The following is a 19,033-nucleotide window of genomic DNA, read 5'->3' on the forward strand; positions in this document are numbered from 1 at the left end:
ATATATTGAATTTGAGTTCGAAATAACGGATTTCGCATAAGGCAGTGTAAACGCGGTGAAATCGTACCACACACAAGGACTATCATGACCATCCAAGCCAAAACCTCCTTCTTCAGCGGCCTGCAGCAAAACCTCGACCAGCTGCGCGAGCAGGGCCTGTACAAGCCCGAGCGTGTGCTGGCGTCGCGCCAGGGCTCGGAAGTGGTGGGCGAGGATGGCCGCACCTTGATTAATATGTGCGCCAACAACTACCTCGGACTGTCCGGCCAGGAGTGGGTGGCCCAGGCCGCGATCGACGCCACCGAGAAATACGGCTACGGCCTGTCGTCGGTACGTTTCATCTGCGGCACGCAGACGGTGCACAAGCAGCTGGAACAGGCGATCTCGAAGTTCCTCGGCACCGAGGACACCATCCTGTACGCGGCGGCCTTCGACGCCAACGGCGGCGTGTTCGAGCCGCTGTTCGATGAAAACGACGCCATCATCTCCGACGCGCTGAACCACGCCTCGATCATCGACGGCATCCGCCTGTGCAAGGCCGCGCGCTTCCGCTACGCCCACAACGACATGGCCGACCTGGAAGTGCAGCTGCAGGCGGCGTCCGACAAGCGCCACAAGGTCATCGTCACCGACGGCGTGTTCTCGATGGACGGCACCATCGCCCAGCTGGACAAGATCTGCGACCTGGCCGACAAGTACGGCGCGCTGGTGATGATCGACGAATGCCACGCCTCCGGCTTCATGGGCGCGACCGGCCGCGGCACGCACGAGCACCACAACGTCATGGGCCGCATCGACATCATCACCGGCACGCTGGGCAAGGCGCTGGGCGGCGCGATGGGCGGCTTCACCTCGGCGCGCAAGGAAGTGATCGACATGCTGCGCCAGAAATCGCGTCCCTACCTGTTCTCCAACACGCTGGCGCCGTCGATCGCCGGCGCTTCGCTGGCGGTGCTGCAGCAGCTGTCGCAATCGACCGAGCTGCGCGACCGCCTGCATGAAAACACCGCTTACTTCCGCAAGGAGATCGAGCGTATCGGCTTCACCATCAAGCCCGGTACGCACCCTGTAGTTCCTGTCATGTTGTTCGATGCGCCCGTCGCGCAGAAATTCGCGGCACGAATGTATGAGCTGGGCGTTCTGCTCAGCGGCTTCTTCTACCCGGTGGTCCCGATGGGCCAGGCGCGCGTCCGTGTCCAACTGTCGGCGGCTCACACCCGCGAACAGCTGGATACCGTGCTCAAAGCATTCGAACAGGCGGGCCAAGAACTGGGCCTGCTGAAAAACTAAACATGAAAATCGTCAGGAACATAAAAATGGAACAACAACGCATCCTCGTTATCGGCGCCAACGGCCAGATCGGCAGTGAACTGGTGGAGGCCCTGGCCGCCCAGCACGGCGCGCAAAACGTCATCGCCAGCGACATCAGCCCGACCAACCTGTACAACGCGGCGCGCTACACGCCGCTGAACGTGCTGGACAAGGAAGCGCTGTCGGCGCTGGTCACGCAAGAGGGCATCACCCAGGTCTACCAATTGGCTGCCATGCTGTCGGCCACCGGCGAAGCGGCGCCGCTGAAAGCCTGGACGCTGAACATGGACGGCCTGCTCAACATCCTGGAAGTGGCGCGCGAACGCGGCGCCATCGGCAAGCCGCTGCGCATCTTCTGGCCGTCGTCGATCGCCGCCTTCGGCCCGAACACGCCGGCCGTCAATACGCCGCAAACCACGGTGATGGATCCGACCACCATCTACGGCATCAGCAAGCTGGCCGGCGAGCGCCTGTGCGAGTACTACTTCATCAAGTATGGCGTCGACGTGCGCTCGATCCGCTACCCGGGCATCATCAGCTTCAAGTCGCCACCGGGCGGCGGCACCACCGACTACGCCATCGCCATCTTCCACTCGGCGCTGCGCGGCGAGCGCTATGAATGCTTCCTCGGCCCGCAGACCACGCTGCCGATGATCTACATGCCCGATGCCATCCGCGCCACCATCGAACTGATGGACGCGCCGGCCGAACAGGTCAAGGTGCGCTCGGCCTACAACGTGGCCGGCGTCTCGTTCAATCCGGAGCAGCTGGCCGCCGCGATCACCCGCGCGCTGCCGGACTTCAAGATCGGTTACAAGCCGGACAGCCGCCAGGCCATCGCCGACACCTGGCCGCAAAGCCTGGACGACGCCACCGCGACCGCCGACTGGGGCTGGAAAGCCCGCATCGGCGTCGAGGAGATGGTGGCCGACATGCTGGCCAACGTCGATGTCCATCTGGGCAAAGCGGCGTAATTCAACACACTATAAAAAAGCGAGACAACTGATGGACATGAGCGTATTCGACCTGTTTAAAATCGGCATCGGGCCGTCGAGTTCCCACACGGTGGGACCGATGGTGGCGGCCCGCCGGTTTCTGCTCGATAGCGCTCCGCTGGACGACGTCACCGGCGTGACCGCCGAGCTGTATGGCTCGCTGGCGCTGACCGGCATCGGCCACGCGACCGACAAGGCCGTCATTCTCGGCCTGATGGGCGAAACTCCGCAGGACGTGGTGCCGACCAGCGTCGATGCGCAACTGGCGGCAGCCGAAGCCGCCGGCGAGCTGAAACTGCTGGGCAAGCACGCGGTGCCGTTCAAGCGCGGCGTCAACCTGGTGTTCCATATGGCCGAATCGCTGGCCGAGCATCCGAACGGCATGCGTTTCACCGTTACGCGCGCCGACGGCAGCACCTTCGGCAAGGTGTATTACTCGGTTGGCGGCGGTTTCATCAAGGAGGAGGGGGAGGCACACGAGGCCGCCCCGGTGTCCGGCAGCGCGCCCGCGTCGGCCATTCCTTATCCGTTCGACACCATGGACCAGTTGCTGGCCCACGGCGAGCGCAGCGGCCTGACCATCCCGCAAATGCTGCGCACGAACGAGAACGTCAAGCGCACCGACGCGGAACTGAACGCCGGTATCGACAAGATCTGGCAGGTCATGCGTGACTGCATCGCCCACGGCCTGGAAACGCCGGGCCAGCTACCGGGCGGCCTGAACGTCAAGCGCCGCGCCGCCAACTTGTGGAAGCAGGCCAGCGACGCCAAGGCGTCCGACAACCGCGCCAACGACTTGCCGCACGACGCGCTGCACCAGGTCAGCCTGTATGCGATGGCCGTCAACGAGGAAAACGCCGCCGGTGGCCGCGTCGTCACGGCGCCGACCAACGGTGCGGCGGGCATCATACCGGCCGTTCTGCGCTACTACGCGGAAGACTGCAAGCCCAGCGACCCGGTCACCGGCGTGCGCAATTTCATGCTGACGGCGGCCGCCATCGGCATGCTGTGCAAGCGTAACGCGTCGATCTCCGGCGCCGAAATCGGCTGCCAGGGCGAAGTCGGCGTGGCCTGCGCGATGGCGGCGGCCGGCCTGGTGGCGGCGCTGGGCGGCAGCAACAACCAGATCGAAAACGCGGCCGAAATCGGCATCGAGCACCACCTGGGCATGACTTGCGACCCGATCGGCGGCCTGGTGCAGATTCCCTGCATCGAGCGCAACGGTATGGGCGCGGTCAAGGCCATCACGGCCGCCTCGCTGGCCTTGAAGGGCGACGGCACCCACTTCGTCAGCCTCGACGAAGTGATCGAAACCATGCGCCAGACCGGCGCCGACATGCAGGCCAAGTACAAGGAAACCTCGCTGGGCGGCCTCGCCATCCACGTCATCACTGTCAATCACGCGGCTTGCTAATTCGGGCGTGCTGCGCCGCAACCAAAATACAACAGACCTTTTTTTCATAGTTGTTTTATGGAAAAGGTTTGTTGTACATATGCATCGTAAACTTTCCCCAAAAAAATTTTCAGGCCGAATTTTCGGCAAAAATTTCCGAGCAGAATCAGAAACTCATGCATTCGAGAAAAATTGTCTTAGGGGAAATTTAAAATTTAAAATTGATAACAAAAAATCTGTCCGCGATGATACATTAATCCTAATTCAGAAATTTTCAGGGCTTTAATATTGGCCGCGGTACTGGCCCCACTACTACTTAAAAGGTGTCTTTATGAAGATGTCGCTGAAAAAAGTCAGTGTTGCAGGCGTGTTGCTTGCGGGTGTGGTGGGATGGTCGGGCGCGCAAGCGACTACCTTGGATGTGAGTGCGCCGCTGGCCCTGACCGGCACCGTAGCGCACAACAGCGTCACTTATGGCCGCACCAGTCCTGCGGAAACCCTGTTCACCGACACCTTTACATTTGCGCTGGCCAGCCCGACCACTTGGTCTACCTTCAGCGATTTCAAGGTGTCGTCGACCAGCGCCACCGGCGGCCTCGACCTGTACTCCTTTACGTTGAGTGGTCCGACTGGCAGTTCCGGCAACCAGGTGCAGACCGGCGTCACCGAGCTCTGGACGCTGCCAACTTTGAACTTGGGCAATGGTAACTACACGATTACCGTGACCGGCAAATTCCACAGCCGCAGTTCGCTGACGCTGGATGGCAAGATCGTCACTGCGGTCCCTGAACCGGAAACCTACGGTATGTTGCTGGGCGGTTTGGGCGTACTGGGCCTGGTGGCCCGCCGCAAGCGCAATGCCGGCAAAAAAACCTGACGCGAGAATTTTCAGCCTCCTCCCATCCAACCTAAAGGCACAAACATGAATATGACCATGAAAGCGGCACTGGCTGCCGTAGCGCTCGCAGCGGGTATGTTTACCTCGTCGGCCCAGGCGACTGACTACGACCTGAATTCACTGGTTGTGGACTGGACCGCCGGTGTCGACAAGGCATTTACCGGTGCGGCGGGTACGTTCGTCGACCACTACACCTTCACCACGGATGGTTCCGGCTACCTGACCGACTCGCTGCTGCAGCAACTGGGCATCTCCATCACATCGTTCTCGATCCATGACGCCGCCAGCAATGCGCTGATCGGCCCGGCCGGATACGAGGTATCGGCCAGCGACTCCTCCGTTCCGCAGGCTGGCTCCGGCTTCTGGTATTTCTCCAATGTCGCGGTGACGGCCAATACCGCCTACTACCTGGAAGTGGCGGGCTCCAAAGCCGCCGGCGATACCACCTATGGCTTTACGGTCAATCTGACACCGGTGCCGGAACCTGAAACTTATGCCATGCTGCTGGCCGGCCTGGGTGTGATGGGCTGGATGCGCCGCCGCAAAAGCGCATAAAAGTGTCTAGGCCGCCAAGGCCGCGCAACGCCCCGGACCGGTTCCGGGGCTTTTTTTTGTGCCATCGGCTTGCTCGCACTATAATAACCGCTCCTTTGCACCGTTCTGCCCTTTAGCCGTCAGCCCAACCGGACTTTTCTAATCTATGCAATACGTGTCTACCCGCGCCGCCGCATCGGCCGCTTCCTCGTCTTCCCAACAATTCTCCGACATCCTCCTGGGTGGCCTGGCCGTCGATGGCGGCTTGTTCCTGCCGTCGGCCTACCCGCAGGTGACCGGTGCCGAGCTCGACGCCTGGCGCCAGCTGTCCTACGCCGACCTGGCGTTCGAGATCCTGAGGAAGTTCGCGACCGACATTCCGGAAGCCGACCTGCGCGCGCTGACCGCCAAGACCTACACCAAGGATGTCTACAGAAACGCCCGCAAAGGCGAGAAGGCCAGCCAGATCACGCCGCTGCGCGTGCTGGAAGAGGGCGACAACGGCACCAAGCTGGTGCTGCAGGCGCTGTCCAACGGCCCGACGCTGGCCTTCAAGGACATGGCGATGCAATTGCTGGGCAATCTGTTCGAATACACGCTGGCCAAGCAGGACGCGCAGCTGAACATCTTCGGCGCCACCTCCGGCGATACCGGCAGCGCCGCCGAATACGCGATGCGCGGCAAGAAGGGCATCCGCGTGTTCATGCTGTCGCCGCACAAGAAGATGAGCGCCTTCCAGACCGCGCAGATGTTCTCGCTGCAGGATCCGAACATCTTCAACATCGCCATCGAAGGCGTGTTCGACGACGCCCAGGACATGGTCAAGGCGGTGTCCAACGACCTGCCGTTCAAGGCCAAACAGAAGATCGGCACCGTCAACTCGATCAACTGGGCGCGCGTCGTGGCGCAGGTGGTGTACTACTTCCGCGGTTACCTGTCGGCCACCACGTCCAACGACCAGAAGGTGTCGTTCACGGTCCCTTCGGGGAACTTCGGCAATATCTGCGCCGGCCACATCGCCCGCATGATGGGCCTGCCGATCGACAAGCTGGTCGCCGCCACCAACGAAAACGACGTGCTCGACGAATTCTTCCGCACCGGCGTGTACCGCGTGCGCAAGTCGGCCGAGACCTATCACACCAGCAGCCCGTCGATGGACATCTCCAAGGCGTCCAACTTCGAGCGCTTCATCTACGACCTGGTGGGCCGCGACGGCGACCGCACCCGCGCCCTGTTCCAGAAAGTCGAGAGCCACGGCGGCTTCGACCTGTCCGGCAAGCCTGGCAGCGATGGTGACGAGTTCAAGCTGGTGGCCAAGTACGGCTTCAAGTCCGGCAAGTCGACGCACGAGGACCGCCTGAACACGATCCGCGACGTGGCCGACGACTATGGCATCGTCATCGACACCCACACCGCCGACGGCATCAAGGTCGCGCGCGAGAATCTGGAACCCGGCGTGACGATGATCGTGCTGGAGACCGCGCTGGCGGCCAAGTTCAACGAGACCATCCTCGATGCGCTGGGCGAGGACGCCGAACGTCCGGAAGGCTTCGAGAACATCGAGGACCTGCCGCAGAAGTTCGTCGTCATGCCGCCGGACGTGGAGAAGATGAAGGCCTACATCGCGGCGAACACTGGTCTCTGAAATGACTGAATACAAGCCCAAGCCGATGCTGGCGGTCAGCGAAGCGCTGGCCCTGATGGACGCCGCCGCGCGTCCATTGGCCGACACCGAAGTCGTGTCGACGCTGTCGGCCAACGGCCGCGTGCTGGCCAAGGCGCAGGTGTCGGGCATGAACGTGCCGGGCATGGACAACACCCAGATGGATGGCTACGCGGTGCGCGCGGCCGATTGCGCCGGCGGCAACGCGGCGCTGACGGTATCGCAGCGCATCCCGGCCGGCCATGTCGGCCAGCCTTTGCTGCCGGGGACCGCGGCGCGCATCTTCACCGGCGCGCTGATACCGGAGGGCGCGGACGCCGTCGTCATGCAGGAGCAGTGCGAGTTGGTCGGCAATATCGTCACCATCAAGCATGCGCCGAAATCCGGCGAGTGGATACGCCGCGCCGGCGAGGACATCACCAACGGCAGCGTGATCCTGCCGGCCGGCACGCGCCTGCGCAGCCAGGAACTGGGTTTGGCGGCTTCGGTCGGGCTGGCGGAGTTGCCGGTCAAGCGCAAGCTGCGCGTGGCCGTGTTCTTCACCGGCGACGAACTGACGATGCCGGGTGAGCCGCTGGCGCCTGGCGCCATCTACAACTCCAACCGCTTCACGCTGCGCGCGCTGCTGGAAAACCTGGGCTGCGAAATCAGCGATTTCGGCATCGTGCCGGACTCGCTGGAAGCGACCCGCTCGGTGCTGCGCGAATGCGCGCGGAAGAATGACCTGATCATCACTTCCGGCGGCGTCTCGGTCGGCGAGGAGGATCACATCAAGCCGGCGGTGGAGGCGGAAGGCAAGCTGAATATGTGGCAGATCGCCGTCAAGCCGGGCAAACCACTGGCGTTCGGCGAGGTGGGGCAGGCGTTCTTTGTCGGACTGCCCGGCAATCCGGTATCGAGCTTCATCACCTTCCTGATGTTCGTGCGCCCGTTCGTGCTGCGGCTGCAGGGCGTGGAGGGCGCGCTGGCGCCGCGCGCGTTTGCGATGCGGGCCGACTTCAACTGGCCGAAGGCGGACAAGCGCAACGAGTTCCTGCGCGTGCGGATCAACGCCGCCGGCGGCCTCGAACTGTTCAGCAACCAGAGCTCCGGCGTGTTGACGTCGACCGTGTGGGGCGATGGCGTGATCGACAATCCGCCCGGCCAGACCATCGCGGCCGGCGACACGGTTCGATTTATACCGTTTAGCGAGTTAATGCACTGATGGCCGTTACCGTAAAATTTTTCGCCAGCGTGCGCGAGGCGCTGGGTGCGTCGTCCGAGACGCTGGAGCTGCCGGCTGGCGTTGCCACCGTCGGCGAACTGCGTGCGCACCTGGCTGCGCGTGGCGAGGCATGGAACAAGGCGCTGGGCAGTCCGGCCCTGCGCATGGCCTGCAACCAGGTCATGTGCGGCGCCGATGCCGCCGTGGCCGACGGCGCCGAAGTGGCGTTCTTCCCGCCGGTCACCGGCGGCTGACCGCCTTCGGTCAGGCGCCCGGTTTTTTCGGCTTGGCGCCGGCGTCGAAGCTGTCGCACACGGCGCAGGCCTGGTTGCTGCGGTAGCGGCGCCAGGCGGCGTAGGTGAAGATGGCGGCGGCAACCAGCGCCCAGACGGCGGCGCTCAGGTAGTCGTCGCGCGAGGTCGAGCCCTTGAACCACTCCACGGCCGCCAGTATCGCAAACAACGGCACCGCCGCCAGCAGATAGCGTTTAATCCAGAATAGCGCGCCCATTTTGTCTCCTGTAATGAGTATCGGATCGAGTCCATGCAGTCTAGTTTGACACCTTTTCGCGTCGCCGTCATCGGCGGCGGTCCCGCCGGCCTGATGGCCGCCCAAACCCTGGCGCAGGGCGGGGCGCAGGTGGACCTGTATGACGCGATGCCTTCGGTCGGCCGCAAGTTCCTGCTGGCCGGTCGCGGCGGCATGAACATCACGCACGCCGAGCCGTATGCCGATTTCGTCACCCGCTACGTGGCGGAAGGAGGAGTGCCGGCGTTGCGCGGCATGCTCGACGCGTTCGACCCGCAGGACGTGCGCGACTGGGTGCACGGGCTGGGCGTGGACACCTTTGTCGGCACCTCGGGCCGCGTGTTCCCGACCGATATGAAGGCCGCTCCGCTGCTGCGCGCGTGGCTGCACCGCCTGCGCGAAAGCGGCGTGCAATTCCACATGCGCCACCGCTGGCTGGGCTGGCGCGACGACGCGCTGCTGTTGCAAACCCCGGACGGCGAGCTGCTGGTGCGCGCCGACGCGCTGGTGCTGGCCCTGGGCGGCGGCAGCTGGGCGCGGCTGGGCTCGGACGGCGCGTGGCTGCCTTTGCTGGCGGCGCGCGGCGTCGGCGTGGCGCCGCTGGTGCCGGCCAATTGCGGCTTCGACGTGGCGTGGAGCGAGCATTTCAGCAGCCGCCATGCGGGCGAGCCGCTGACCACGGTCGCCATCATCTCCACCGGCGCGGACGGCAAGCCGTTCCGCAAGCAGGGCCAGTTTGTCGTCACGCAGGGCGGCGTCGAGGGCAGCTTGATCTACGCCCTTTCGGCCGCCTTGCGCAACCAGATCGCCGCCGACGGCAGCACCATCATCCACCTTGACCTGCTGCCGGACCTGCCGGCGCAGCGCGTGGCGGACGAGGTGGCGCGGCCGCGCGGCGCGCGCTCGATGGCGAGCCATCTGCAAAGCCGTCTTGGCATCAAGGGCGTGAAAGCGGGGCTGCTGCGCGAGTGTTTGAGCAAGGAACAGTACGGCGACGAAGAGGAGCTGGCGCGCGCCATCAAGATGCTGCCGGTGCGCCTGCTGCGTCCCCGGCCCATCGATGAAGCGATCAGCAGCGCGGGCGGAGTGCGTTGGGAGGCGCTGCAGGGAACGATGCTGAAGGCTGCGCCGGGCGTGTTCGTCGCTGGCGAGATGGTCGACTGGGAAGCGCCGACCGGCGGCTATCTGCTGACAGCCTGCCTGGCCGGCGGCCAGGCGGCGGGGCGCGATGCCCTGGCCTGGCTGGCGGCTGGCTGAATTATTCCCAGGTCACGTCGCCCGAACCGGTGCGGCTGACGTTGCGGTTGTCCGGATTGCCGGACACGCGGATGTCGCCGCTGCCGCGCAGGGTCAGGTCGGCCGACTGCTTGGCGAACACCTGGCTGGTGCCCGAGCCCTTCAGGTTCACGGTCACCTTTTCGGATGCCAGGTGGCGCGCATCGAGGTCGCCGGAGCCGGTCAACTCCGCGTTCAGCGTCTTGCAGCTGCCCGACGAGGTGATCTGCCCCGAACCCACCATTTCCAGCTCGACGTTCTCGCTGCTGCCGGAGTTCAGGGTCAGGTGTCCGCTGCCATGGGTGCCGGCGCTCAGCTCGCGGTAACGGCCGTTGAAATTCAGATTGCCCGAACCGTGCAGCTGCAGGTCCAGCTTGTCGCCGTTGAAGCCGCTGACTTTGGTGTCGCCGCTGCTGCGCACCACCAGCTCCTCCAGCTGCGGCAGCACCAGCTCCACCTGCAGCGGATGGCGCGGGTTGAGCAGCATCCCCTTGGTGCCGATGTGCAGGTCGCGGCCATCCTGGATGGTCTCGATATTGGCCAGCGAGCGCTGCTCGCCGCGCACCTTCAGCGACGCCACCGGACCCTGGGTCAGCGTCAGGTCGATCGGTCCGCTCAACTCGATGGCGGTGGCCATGGCGTCGACCTTGCGCGTCTCGCCGCCCAGCGCTCGGCCGGCCGAACTGGTGGGGCTGGTGCTGCCGTAGGCTTTCAGCATGCTGTAGGACACGCCGATCAGCACAAACGACAGCACCAGCAGGCTGGTTCCGATTTTCAGTAAAGCGCGCATGTTCAAACCTCCTTAACGGCCGCGCAGCAGCGATACATTCATCGCCACGTAGCGTTTGATGCCTATCATCGTGTAGCGGGTCAGCACGATGCTGACCAGGCACAAGCCTATGCCGCCCAGGATCATGCCGAAGCCGATCAGCGACTGGCTGGTGCGGGCGCCGTTGTCAAAATCCGTGGTGATGTGCAGGTCGCCGCCGGCCACCGCCTCGGCGCGGTTCAGCAGGCGTCCGCTGCGGCTCAGGCCGTCGTCCTCGGCGGCCGCTTCCGGGCTGACCGGGTCCTTGCTGACCTGGAAGCCCATGCTGTTGATCGCCAGCCGCCAGCCTTCGGCCGCCTGTTCCTCTTCCTGGGTGTCGAAGCGCGAGTTGGTGAATTCGATCACGTGGCGCAGCGGGCCTTCCAGCGCCAGCTCGTTCTGGCCGGACAGGCCGCTGGCGACCAGCGCCACGCCGCCGATGTAGAACGCGAAGGCCGAGGCATACACCGCCGCCAGCAGGCAGCCGTACACCATCGCCGGGATTACCATGAACAGGTTGAAGATGGCCAGGCCGATGAAGGACACCACCACGCGGGCGGCGTTGACGGGGGTCTTTTTTTGCTCGAAGGCGGACAGGTGGGCGTTGGCGCGCAGCGTCATGGCGATCTTGCGCGGCTCGTCGAGCTCCTTGTAGACCTCTTCCTCGCTGCGGCCGGCCACCAGGCCGTCGATGAAGCGCTGCTCGTAGTAGGCCAGGGTCTTGGCCACCGTTTCCGGCGGCAGTCCCTGCATGGCCTGCTTGAGCGCGTCGAGGTATTGCTGCTTGTTCATGATGTCAAATGCCTAATGTTTCTACGGTTGCCACAGTGTGCGCCATGGCCATCGCGCTGTCGGCCACCGGCGTCGTCTTGACGATGGCCACCGTGCTGGCCACCACGAAGGCGACCAGGGCGAGGGTTTTAAGGCTGAGAGCGAGGTTCATGTTGATTCCAATATATTGCTTTTGTCGATGGTGCTACTGTACGCAGACGCTCGTCCAGATGCCACCGGCATGTGACAGGCTGCATAAATAGCGGATCAGGCGACAAAAACGGGGGACTAGATGGTAGTCCTCCTGAGCACGCCGGCGGCGGCGACGCCGCTGCGCACCGCCGATTCCAGCGTGGCCGGGTAGTCGCCGGCCGTGTAGTCGCCGGCGATGGCCAGTCCCGCCAGGCCGCTGGCGTTGCCCGGGCGAACCAGTCCCGGCGTGCAGGCGTAGGTGGCGCGCTTCTCGGTGATGACCTTGAACCACTCGGGCCGGCCCAGCTCCGGCCGCTGGAACACGGCCGCCAGCTGCACCGCGACCGCCTCGGCCAGCAAATCCTGGCTCTGGCCGGCCGCCTCGCCGGAGGCGCTGACGACCACCGCCAGCAGGCCGGCCTGGGCCTCGTCTAGCTGGCCGCGGTCGAACACGAACTGGCCCCACTGGTAATTGTGCGGATCGTCCAGCAGCGCGTAGAAGGGCAGTTCCAGCCGGGTGGCGCGGTCGTATTGCAGGTAGCAGGTGGTGATGGCTTCCGGCTCGAACGCGGTCAGCTGCCGGCACAGCGCGCTGGTGTCGGCGCCGGGCATGTCGTGCAGCAGCGTGGCGGCCTGGCTGGCGCCGGTGGCCAGCACCACGCCGCTGAAATAGGTGCTCCATTGTCCGCCGACCGCCGCGCCGCTCACTTCCAGCTGCCACAGGCGGTTTTCGATCGGGCGTATCGCCTGCACCTTGGCGCCGCCGCGCACCGAGCCGCCATGCGCCTCGACAAAGGCGCCGGCCGCTTCCGGCAGCAACGCGGACAGGTCGGCGCGCGGCAGCAGCATGTCCGAGGCGCTGCGTCCGGCGCCCAGGCTGTCGCGCAGCACGTTGAGGAAGATCTGCGCCGAGGCGCGTTCCGGCGGCGTGTTCAGCGCGGCCAGGCACAGCGGGCGCCACATCAGCTGGATCAGGCGCGGCGTCTGGTCGAAGCGTTGCAGCAGCTCGCTGACGCTGCAATCGGTGTGCAGGCGCCAGCCCATCCAGCGCGCGGTGGTCGAGAAGCGCGCCAGGCTGAGCTTGTCGTCCCGCCGCAGGCCCTTGGCGCGCAGCAGCGCCAGCGCCAGGTGCAGCGGCGCCGGCAGGCGCAGGGCGACGAAATCCATGCCGCCGCTGCCGGGCGGGTAGCGCATCTGCAGCGGCAGCGACAGCAGGGTCTGGTCGCGGTCGATGCCGGTCAGCTTCATCAGCCGCAGCGTTTCGCTGTAGGCGCCCAGCAGGATGTGCTGGCCGTTGTCGAGATGGGCGCGGTCGGTGTCGACGCGGCGGGCGCGGCCGCCGAGGGTGCGCGCCGCTTCAAACAGCGTGACCTTGTAGCCGGCGCGCGCCAGCTCGACGGCGGCGGCGCAGCCGGCCCAGCCGCCGCCGACCACCGCGACCGAGCGCGACGTCAGGCCCGGCTCGGTCCTGGCGTCGCCGCGCTTGTCCACGCCGTCGTTAGCCACGGATGTAGGTCTTCCACGCCAGCCAGAGCTTGCGGATGGGCGTGAGCGAGATGCGCTGCTTGAGCACGTGGTAGCCGTCGGCTTCCACTTCGGTCAGCAGCGTGCGGTAGATGGCGGCCATCATCAGGCCGGGACGCTGGGCGCGGCGGTCTTCCTTCGGCAGCAGCGCGAACGCTTCGTCGTAGGCCTTCTGGGCGCGGGCGACCTGGAAGGCCATCAGCTTTTCGAAGTTGTCCGTGTGGCGCGCGTTGAGCAGGTCGGCGGCGGTCACGTTGAACTGCTGCAGCTCGTTGATCGGCAGGTAGATGCGGCCCTTGCGCGCATCTTCGCCGACGTCGCGGATGATGTTGGTCAGCTGGAAGGCGTGGCCCAGCTTTTCGGCGTATTGCAGCGTCTCCGGCCGGGTCGCGCCGAAGATGCTGGCCGACAGGATGCCGACCACGCTGGCCACGTGCCAGCAATACGTGGTCAACGCCGGGTAGTCCAGGTAGCGGGTCTGGTTCAGGTCCATCTCCATGCCGTCGATGATGGCTTGCAGATGCTGCTGTTCCAGCTTGTAGACGCTCAGGTGCGGCTGCAGCGCCTGCGTGACGGGATGGGTTTGCTTGCCCTCGTACATGTTGGCGATTTCCTTGCGCCACCAGGCCAGCTTGATGCGGGCCACCGATTCGTCGGTGCATTCATCGACGGTGTCGTCCACTTCGCGGCAAAATGCGTACAGGGCGGTGATGGCGCGGCGACGTTCCGGCGGCAGGAACAGGAAGCTGTAGTAGAAACTGGAGCCGCTTTGGGCGGTCTTTTGCTGGCAGTAGTCGTCGGGAGACATGGATAAAAAAGCAAGGGTTACTCGAAGCCGCTATTCTATAGTGTTCAGTGCACGGATGGGGGCGATGCGGTAGAGTCTCAATTCCTTATTTGACGGTTTATCAAGAGGCAGGTTCAACATGATCCATATCCGGGAGATCGACCATATCGTTTTGCGAGTGAGCGATCTGCAGCGCATGCTGCATTTTTACTGCGAGGTGCTGGGCTGTCCGGTCGAGAAGCGGCAGGAGGAAATCGGCCTGATCCAGGTGCGGGCGGGCAGTTCGCTGATCGACCTGGTGCCGGTGGACGGCAAGCTGGGCAGGATGGGCGGCGCGGCGCCGGGCGCCGAGGGCCGCAATATGGACCATTTCTGCCTGCGCGTGGAGCCGTTCGACGCCGACGCGATCCGCGCCCATCTGAGCGCGCACGGCGTGCAGGCCGGCAAGGTCGAATCGCGCTACGGCGCGGAGGGTGAGGGGCCGTCGATCTACATTAGCGACCCGGAAAACAACGTGGTCGAGCTGAAAGGCCCGCCCGCGGGCAACGCAGCCTGATATTTCGCGACACCCACTGCCGACTTCAATACAATCGGTTGATGATTCCCGGCAGGAGAAGGCTATGCGTATCGAGCAATTCAAGGCCATGACGGTGGCGCAGGTATCCGATTTTGCACTACCCGCCGGAGCCGATCTGCTGCTGGTGTTCGGTGCCCGGGCGCTGCTGCAGTCCGGGGAACTGTTTCCCGTCTTGCGCGCGGCCTGTCCCGACGCGGTGATCGCCGGCTGCAGCACGGCCGGCGAGATTTGCGGTACCGAAGTGCTGGACGGCAGCATCGTGCTGACCGCCGTCAGCTTCTCCGCGACCCGGGTGGCCATGGTGGCGGTGCGGCTGGAACTGGCGGCGGACAGCCGCCAGGCCGGCGAGTCGCTGTCGCGCCAGCTGCTGGGCGAACACCTGCGCCATGTGCTGGTGCTGTCGGACGGCCTGGGCGTCAACGGTAGCGAACTGGTGCAGGGCCTGCGCGCCTCGCTGCCGTCCGGCGTCAACGTGACGGGCGGACTGGCCGGGGACGGCGCCGATTTCGGCGAGACCGTGGTGCTGGCCAATGCGGCCGCCGACGGCCACACCATCGCCGCCATCGGTTTTTACAGCGAGGCCTTGCATGTCGGCTACGGCTCGCTGGGCGGCTGGGATGCCTTCGGGCCGGAACGCCGCATCACGCGCGCCGACGGCAACGTGCTGTACGAACTTGACGGCGAGTCGGCGCTGAGCCTGTACAAGACCTACCTCGGCAAGCAGGCCGACGGCCTGCCTTCGTCGGCGCTGCTGTTCCCGCTGGCGCTGCACCTGCCCGGCACCGACACCTACGTGGTGCGCACCATCCTCGGCGTCGACGAGGCGCAGCAAAGCATGACCTTCGCCGGCGACATGCCGGTCGGTTCGCACGCGCAGCTGATGAAGGCCAATTTCAACCGCTTGGTCGACGGCGCCATCGCCGCGGCCGACGACACGCTGTCGCAGCTGGACGGCCGCGCGCCCGAGCTGGCGATCCTGATCAGCTGCATCGGCCGCAAGCTGGTGCTGCAGCAGCGCATCGAGGAGGAGACCGAGGGCGTGGCCGACGTGCTGGGGCCGCAGGCCACGCTGGCCGGCTTTTATTCCTACGGCGAGATCGCGCCGCACAGCGCGCTGACCCGCTGCGAGCTGCACAACCAGACCATGACCGTCACCACCTTCAGCGAGGATTGAGGCATGCATCCGCTGCTGGCGCGCCAGCTGAAGAAGTTTTGCCGCGACGGCCAGGTCGACCTCGAAGGCCTGAGCAAGGCGGTCGACGATGCCTACGCGGGTTTCGAGAACGACAGGCTGCTGATCGAGAATTCGCTGGAACTCATGTCGCAGGAGCTGGGCAAGCGCAACCGGCAGCTGGCCGAGCAGCTGGAAGACAAGCAGCGGATGATGGACCAGCTCAGCAGCAGCAACACCGAGCTGCGCGAGCTCAACAGCAAGCTGGAGGCGACCCGTAACCAGCTGCTGCAGTCGGACAAGATGGCGTCCATCGGCCAGCTGGCGGCCGGCGTGGCGCACGAGATCAACAACCCGATCGGCTACATCAATTCCAACTTCGCCACCTTGCAAAGCTACGTGGGCCAGCTGTTCGAGATGCTGCGCGCGTATGAGGACGCGGAAGGCGCCATCGCGGCGGCCGAGGTGCTGTCCCGGATCAGCGAGTTGCGTGATGCGATAGACCTCGGCTATTTGCGCACCGATATCCCGCAGCTGATGGCCGAATCGCGCGAGGGGCTGGAGCGGGTGCGCCGCATCGTGCAGGACTTGAAGGATTTCTCGCACGCGGATGCGCAGCGCGAGTGGCAATGGTTCAACCTGCACCACGGGATGGACTCGACCCTGAACATCGTCGCCAACGAAATCAAGTACAGCGCCGACGTGGTCAAGGAGTACGGCGACATCCCGGACATCGAATGCCTGTCCTCGCAGATCAACCAGGTGGTGATGAACCTGGTGGTCAACGCCGCCCACGCGATCCGGCCGGGGCGCGGGCAGATCACGCTGCGCACCGGTACCGAGGGCGACCATGTCTGGTTTTCCGTCAGCGACACCGGCAGCGGCATCGCGCCGGAACACCTGGACCGCATCTTCGATCCCTTCTTTACCACCAAGCCGATCGGCAAGGGCACGGGGCTGGGCCTGTCGGTGACTTACGGCATCGTGCAAACCCATTGCGGACACATCGAGGTCGACAGCGCGCCGGGCCAGGGCACCACCTTCCGCGTGGTGTTGCCGATACACCATCCCGTCCATCCCGCCGACCCGGAAGCGACGGCGGGGTGATACGCCGCACCTGGCACGTCGCCTGCGATACAATATGTGACGTTTTCAGTAGAGCGATTTCTTATGCGTACGTCGAATTTTGCCGCATTGCTGGTCATGCCGCTGTTTTGCGGATGCGATCGTGCGCCGGCGGCAAACAATGTCCAGACGAAGTCCGCCACCTACTACGCCCAGCACCTCGATGAGGCCGCCCGGGTGGCGGCGCATTGCGACCAGTTGAACGCGCAAAAGCAGCATGCGCTCAGTGTGGGGGATTACCAGGAATGGCAGATCTCGAAGGAGTGGGTCAACTGCGAGACCGCGATGTCGGTGACCGAGGCGGCGGCGATCCGCGAGTCGGTGAAGCAGCAGAATTCGGCGCCTTGATGGCGAAGATTTTAGCGGCGTAGCCCAGCGCGGCGGCGCCCGGGCGGGTCGGACAGCACACGGACGATAACGTTGACCGGAATATTCCTGCGCACCAGAAACTCGGACGCAAACGCGCGTCCCCGGCTCTGCGACAGACTCACACCCAGTTCCACCACCTTCGACATTTCCGCATTCGGCCGCAACGACCGCTCTCCCACTAACATGATCTTGCCTTTCAGTTTTCTTGAAAGGTAGCATGAAGAGTAAAAATTGTGCAGAGGCAACGATTTAATCGTGCGCGGCTATTTTTGAGGTGGCGAGGAGGGTGGATGTTCGCGCTCCAGCCGCCGTAACAGCGCCGCCGTGGCCTCAACCTGGCGCTGTACTTCCGCCTGAGTCGTTGCAACGTCTTTGCCAGCCTGAAAGGTGGCTGTCATATTGGACAGCAGCGTGGCATTGAATGTCGCCACACCGAATACGATGGCGATCACCGAGCTGATGCCGGTGACTATGACCGTGGTTTTGAGACTGCCGACGGCATGCTCCAACGCGTCGATGCGCTCCCCATGTCCATCCAGGCGTGCTGCCATGGCGTCAAGCCTGCCGTTCAACTGCGCGGCCATGGCGTCAAGCTTTCCGTTGAACTGGGCGGCCATGGCGTCAATTCTGGCGTTGAAATGGGTTGCTAGGGTGTCAAGTTTTGTGTCGAACTGGGTCGTGACGGCGTCAAGCCTGTCGTTGAACTGGTTTGATACGGCGTCAAGTTTGCCGTTAAATTGAGTTAAGACGGCGTCAAATTTACCGTTTAAGATGGCAAACTGCGTTTGTGATTTCGCTTCTGCCGCAGCGGTCTTCGCGTCGATTTCTTCACGGGTGATATCGGGCATGGCTGTACTCCGGAGCCTATCTCCGAAGTATAGCGCGGCAGAGAGCACTTTCAATTGAGAGGCATCAAGCGGCGCTGAACGCGGCCTTCATCTGCTTTTTCATGCGCACGGCCGCCCAGAAGATGGCCAGCCAGTCGCGCCGGGTCAGCTTGGGGCGGTGCAGGAAGACGTCGTACTCGACCGCCTCGATGGCGTCCAGGATGCGCAGGCCGCCTTGCACCACCATGCGCAGCTCGAAGCCGATGCGGCCGTTGAGCCGCAGGGCCAGCGGCGCGCCGCTCAGCAGCAGCGCGCGGGTGCGCTCCACCTCGAACTTCATCATCGACCGCCAGCGCGGCCGGGCGCTGGCGTGGTCCAGCGCGGCCGGCGAGATCGCGTAGCGGCTCAAATCCTCCAGCGGGATGTAAATGCGCTCCTTGTGGATGTCGATCGCCACGTCCTGCAGGAAGTTGATCAGCTGCAGCGCCGTGCAGATCGCGTCCGAGTCGCGGATGTTCTCTTCATCGGCCGCGCCGTACAGGTGCAGCATCAGGAAACCGACCGGATTGGCCGAGCGCGAGCAGTAGTCCAGCAGCGTGTCGTAAGTCTGGTAGCGGCTCACCAGCACATCCTGCTTGAAGGCCGACAGCAGCTCGTGCAGCGGCTTGACCGGCAGGCCGTGCTCGCGGATCACCTGCGCCAGGCGTTCAAACATCGGGTCTTTCCCGCTGCCGCCGGCCTCGATGTCGGCCAGCTCGGCCTCGTAGGCGTTCAGCGCGGCCAGCCGCTGCTCGGGCGTGGCGTCGCCTTCGTCGGCCAGATCGTCGGCGCTGCGGGCAAAGGCGTAGATCGCTTCTACCGCCGGGCGCAGGCGGCTCGGCAACAAAATTGAGGCGACGGGAAAATTTTCGTAGTGGTCAACCGACATATTACATGTAGCCTAAAAGCATTGTTAAAATTAATGACGCGAAAGTCATTTGCAAACGGATTTGCTCGGCTTATAATTAATTAACGGAAAGTCATTTATTTCCAACCCGTAATAGTAGTGCCATCTACACTCCAGAGCAAGCTAAAGGAATAC

General features: G+C 64.2%; 21 protein-coding genes. 13 read left to right on the forward strand and 8 right to left on the reverse strand.

The window, feature by feature from the left end; all coding sequences use genetic code 11:
• Nucleotides 1–84 precede the first annotated feature (84 nt).
• From kbl to moaD, 8 genes are all read left to right on the forward strand, one after another.
• Entirely contained in the window at nucleotides 85–1,290 is a 1,206-nt protein-coding gene (kbl, locus tag ABWW33_RS02235) for a glycine C-acetyltransferase (protein ID WP_353398393.1), read from the forward strand.
• 26 nt (nucleotides 1,291–1,316) lie between these two features.
• The gene (locus ABWW33_RS02240; protein WP_176650592.1) at nucleotides 1,317–2,285 is read left to right on the forward strand and encodes an NAD-dependent epimerase/dehydratase family protein; all 969 of its coding nucleotides are present in this window, start codon (nucleotides 1,317–1,319) and stop codon (nucleotides 2,283–2,285) included.
• 31 nt (nucleotides 2,286–2,316) lie between these two features.
• Entirely contained in the window at nucleotides 2,317–3,720 is a 1,404-nt protein-coding gene (locus ABWW33_RS02245) for an L-serine ammonia-lyase (protein WP_176650593.1), read from the forward strand.
• A 310-nt stretch (nucleotides 3,721–4,030) separates the two neighbouring features.
• Nucleotides 4,031–4,576 (forward strand): FxDxF family PEP-CTERM protein, encoded by a 546-nt coding sequence (locus ABWW33_RS02250; RefSeq protein ID WP_353398398.1) that lies wholly within the window; start codon nucleotides 4,031–4,033, stop codon nucleotides 4,574–4,576.
• Nucleotides 4,577–4,621: 45 nt separating this feature from the next.
• Entirely contained in the window at nucleotides 4,622–5,152 is a 531-nt protein-coding gene (locus ABWW33_RS02255) for an FxDxF family PEP-CTERM protein (RefSeq protein ID WP_353398400.1), read from the forward strand.
• Nucleotides 5,153–5,297: 145 nt separating this feature from the next.
• Nucleotides 5,298–6,776: a threonine synthase gene (thrC, locus tag ABWW33_RS02260; protein ID WP_353398403.1), complete on the forward strand. Its 1,479-nt coding sequence runs from the start codon at nucleotides 5,298–5,300 to the stop codon at nucleotides 6,774–6,776.
• 1 nt (nucleotide 6,777) lies between these two features.
• Nucleotides 6,778–7,998, forward strand: a complete 1,221-nt coding sequence (locus ABWW33_RS02265; protein WP_353398406.1) for a molybdopterin molybdotransferase MoeA — start codon at nucleotides 6,778–6,780, stop codon at nucleotides 7,996–7,998.
• Nucleotides 7,998–8,252, forward strand: a complete 255-nt coding sequence (gene moaD / locus ABWW33_RS02270; protein ID WP_176650598.1) for a molybdopterin converting factor subunit 1 — start codon at nucleotides 7,998–8,000, stop codon at nucleotides 8,250–8,252. The genes ABWW33_RS02265 and moaD overlap by 1 nt, the downstream gene beginning before the upstream one ends.
• Nucleotides 8,253–8,262: 10 nt before the next feature.
• Here moaD and ABWW33_RS02275 read toward each other — a convergent pair whose 3' ends face one another.
• Nucleotides 8,263–8,508: a hypothetical protein gene (locus tag ABWW33_RS02275; protein WP_353398409.1), complete on the reverse strand. Its 246-nt coding sequence runs from the start codon at nucleotides 8,506–8,508 to the stop codon at nucleotides 8,263–8,265.
• A 33-nt stretch (nucleotides 8,509–8,541) separates the two neighbouring features.
• On the opposite strand from ABWW33_RS02275, the gene ABWW33_RS02280 reads away from it, so the two are divergent.
• Nucleotides 8,542–9,783: a TIGR03862 family flavoprotein gene (locus ABWW33_RS02280; RefSeq protein WP_353398412.1), complete on the forward strand. Its 1,242-nt coding sequence runs from the start codon at nucleotides 8,542–8,544 to the stop codon at nucleotides 9,781–9,783.
• Nucleotide 9,784: 1 nt separating this feature from the next.
• Here ABWW33_RS02280 and ABWW33_RS02285 read toward each other — a convergent pair whose 3' ends face one another.
• The 5 genes from ABWW33_RS02285 to hpnD form a co-directional block, all read right to left on the reverse strand.
• Nucleotides 9,785–10,591: a head GIN domain-containing protein gene (locus ABWW33_RS02285; RefSeq protein ID WP_176650601.1), complete on the reverse strand. Its 807-nt coding sequence runs from the start codon at nucleotides 10,589–10,591 to the stop codon at nucleotides 9,785–9,787.
• 12 nt (nucleotides 10,592–10,603) lie between these two features.
• Nucleotides 10,604–11,401 carry a DUF1700 domain-containing protein gene (locus tag ABWW33_RS02290; protein ID WP_176650602.1) on the reverse strand — a complete coding sequence of 266 codons (798 nt, stop codon included), beginning with the start codon at nucleotides 11,399–11,401 and terminating at the stop codon, nucleotides 10,604–10,606.
• Between the two features lie 4 nt (nucleotides 11,402–11,405).
• Nucleotides 11,406–11,552, reverse strand: coding sequence for a hypothetical protein (locus ABWW33_RS02295; protein ID WP_353398416.1), 147 nt, complete (start codon nucleotides 11,550–11,552; stop codon nucleotides 11,406–11,408).
• A 116-nt stretch (nucleotides 11,553–11,668) separates the two neighbouring features.
• Entirely contained in the window at nucleotides 11,669–13,078 is a 1,410-nt protein-coding gene (gene hpnE, locus ABWW33_RS02300) for a hydroxysqualene dehydroxylase HpnE (protein ID WP_353398419.1), read from the reverse strand.
• Nucleotides 13,071–13,904, reverse strand: a complete 834-nt coding sequence (hpnD, locus tag ABWW33_RS02305) for a presqualene diphosphate synthase HpnD (RefSeq protein ID WP_176650605.1) — start codon at nucleotides 13,902–13,904, stop codon at nucleotides 13,071–13,073. The genes hpnE and hpnD overlap by 8 nt, the downstream gene beginning before the upstream one ends.
• 118 nt (nucleotides 13,905–14,022) lie before the next feature.
• On the opposite strand from hpnD, the gene ABWW33_RS02310 reads away from it, so the two are divergent.
• The 4 genes from ABWW33_RS02310 (at nucleotide 14,023) to ABWW33_RS02325 (ending at nucleotide 17,104) form a co-directional block, all read left to right on the forward strand.
• Nucleotides 14,023–14,439, forward strand: coding sequence for a VOC family protein (locus tag ABWW33_RS02310; protein ID WP_353398423.1), 417 nt, complete (start codon nucleotides 14,023–14,025; stop codon nucleotides 14,437–14,439).
• A gap of 64 nt (nucleotides 14,440–14,503) precedes the next feature.
• The gene (locus tag ABWW33_RS02315) at nucleotides 14,504–15,634 is read left to right on the forward strand and encodes an FIST signal transduction protein (RefSeq protein ID WP_353398426.1); all 1,131 of its coding nucleotides are present in this window, start codon (nucleotides 14,504–14,506) and stop codon (nucleotides 15,632–15,634) included.
• Between the two features lie 3 nt (nucleotides 15,635–15,637).
• Nucleotides 15,638–16,738, forward strand: coding sequence for an ATP-binding protein (locus ABWW33_RS02320; RefSeq protein WP_353398429.1), 1,101 nt, complete (start codon nucleotides 15,638–15,640; stop codon nucleotides 16,736–16,738).
• A 63-nt stretch (nucleotides 16,739–16,801) separates the two neighbouring features.
• Nucleotides 16,802–17,104, forward strand: coding sequence for a hypothetical protein (locus ABWW33_RS02325; RefSeq protein ID WP_353398432.1), 303 nt, complete (start codon nucleotides 16,802–16,804; stop codon nucleotides 17,102–17,104).
• Between the two features lie 284 nt (nucleotides 17,105–17,388).
• Here ABWW33_RS02325 and ABWW33_RS02330 read toward each other — a convergent pair whose 3' ends face one another.
• Together ABWW33_RS02330 and hpnC are read right to left on the reverse strand one after the other, a co-directional pair.
• Nucleotides 17,389–17,973: a hypothetical protein gene (locus tag ABWW33_RS02330; protein ID WP_353398435.1), complete on the reverse strand. Its 585-nt coding sequence runs from the start codon at nucleotides 17,971–17,973 to the stop codon at nucleotides 17,389–17,391.
• 64 nt (nucleotides 17,974–18,037) lie between these two features.
• Nucleotides 18,038–18,880: a squalene synthase HpnC gene (gene hpnC, locus ABWW33_RS02335; protein ID WP_353398438.1), complete on the reverse strand. Its 843-nt coding sequence runs from the start codon at nucleotides 18,878–18,880 to the stop codon at nucleotides 18,038–18,040.
• Nucleotides 18,881–19,033: the final 153 nt, after the last annotated feature.

The sequence above is a fragment of the Duganella hordei genome (genome assembly GCF_040369125.1).
GTDB lineage: Bacteria > Pseudomonadota > Gammaproteobacteria > Burkholderiales > Burkholderiaceae_D > Rugamonas > Rugamonas hordei.

Excerpts from the sequence above, each read along its gene's own strand:
- hpnD (WP_176650605.1), bottom strand. The coding sequence starts at position 13,904 with ATGTCTCCCGACGACTACTGCCAGCAAAAGACCGCCCAAAGCGGCTCC.
- ABWW33_RS02295 (WP_353398416.1), bottom strand. The coding sequence starts at position 11,552 with ATGAACCTCGCTCTCAGCCTTAAAACCCTCGCCCTGGTCGCCTTCGTG.
- kbl (WP_353398393.1), top strand. The coding sequence starts at position 85 with ATGACCATCCAAGCCAAAACCTCCTTCTTCAGCGGCCTGCAGCAAAAC.
- ABWW33_RS02255 (WP_353398400.1), top strand. The coding sequence starts at position 4,622 with ATGAATATGACCATGAAAGCGGCACTGGCTGCCGTAGCGCTCGCAGCG.
- ABWW33_RS02290 (WP_176650602.1), bottom strand. The coding sequence starts at position 11,401 with ATGAACAAGCAGCAATACCTCGACGCGCTCAAGCAGGCCATGCAGGGA.
- ABWW33_RS02265 (WP_353398406.1), top strand. The coding sequence starts at position 6,778 with ATGACTGAATACAAGCCCAAGCCGATGCTGGCGGTCAGCGAAGCGCTG.
- ABWW33_RS02320 (WP_353398429.1), top strand. The coding sequence starts at position 15,638 with ATGCATCCGCTGCTGGCGCGCCAGCTGAAGAAGTTTTGCCGCGACGGC.
- thrC (WP_353398403.1), top strand. The coding sequence starts at position 5,298 with ATGCAATACGTGTCTACCCGCGCCGCCGCATCGGCCGCTTCCTCGTCT.
- ABWW33_RS02310 (WP_353398423.1), top strand. The coding sequence starts at position 14,023 with ATGATCCATATCCGGGAGATCGACCATATCGTTTTGCGAGTGAGCGAT.
- ABWW33_RS02275 (WP_353398409.1), bottom strand. The coding sequence starts at position 8,508 with ATGGGCGCGCTATTCTGGATTAAACGCTATCTGCTGGCGGCGGTGCCG.
- ABWW33_RS02315 (WP_353398426.1), top strand. The coding sequence starts at position 14,504 with ATGCGTATCGAGCAATTCAAGGCCATGACGGTGGCGCAGGTATCCGAT.
- ABWW33_RS02240 (WP_176650592.1), top strand. The coding sequence starts at position 1,317 with ATGGAACAACAACGCATCCTCGTTATCGGCGCCAACGGCCAGATCGGC.
- moaD (WP_176650598.1), top strand. The coding sequence starts at position 7,998 with ATGGCCGTTACCGTAAAATTTTTCGCCAGCGTGCGCGAGGCGCTGGGT.
- hpnC (WP_353398438.1), bottom strand. The coding sequence starts at position 18,880 with ATGTCGGTTGACCACTACGAAAATTTTCCCGTCGCCTCAATTTTGTTG.
- ABWW33_RS02245 (WP_176650593.1), top strand. The coding sequence starts at position 2,317 with ATGGACATGAGCGTATTCGACCTGTTTAAAATCGGCATCGGGCCGTCG.
- ABWW33_RS02330 (WP_353398435.1), bottom strand. The coding sequence starts at position 17,973 with ATGCCCGATATCACCCGTGAAGAAATCGACGCGAAGACCGCTGCGGCA.
- ABWW33_RS02325 (WP_353398432.1), top strand. The coding sequence starts at position 16,802 with ATGCGTACGTCGAATTTTGCCGCATTGCTGGTCATGCCGCTGTTTTGC.
- ABWW33_RS02285 (WP_176650601.1), bottom strand. The coding sequence starts at position 10,591 with ATGCGCGCTTTACTGAAAATCGGAACCAGCCTGCTGGTGCTGTCGTTT.
- ABWW33_RS02250 (WP_353398398.1), top strand. The coding sequence starts at position 4,031 with ATGAAGATGTCGCTGAAAAAAGTCAGTGTTGCAGGCGTGTTGCTTGCG.
- ABWW33_RS02280 (WP_353398412.1), top strand. The coding sequence starts at position 8,542 with ATGCAGTCTAGTTTGACACCTTTTCGCGTCGCCGTCATCGGCGGCGGT.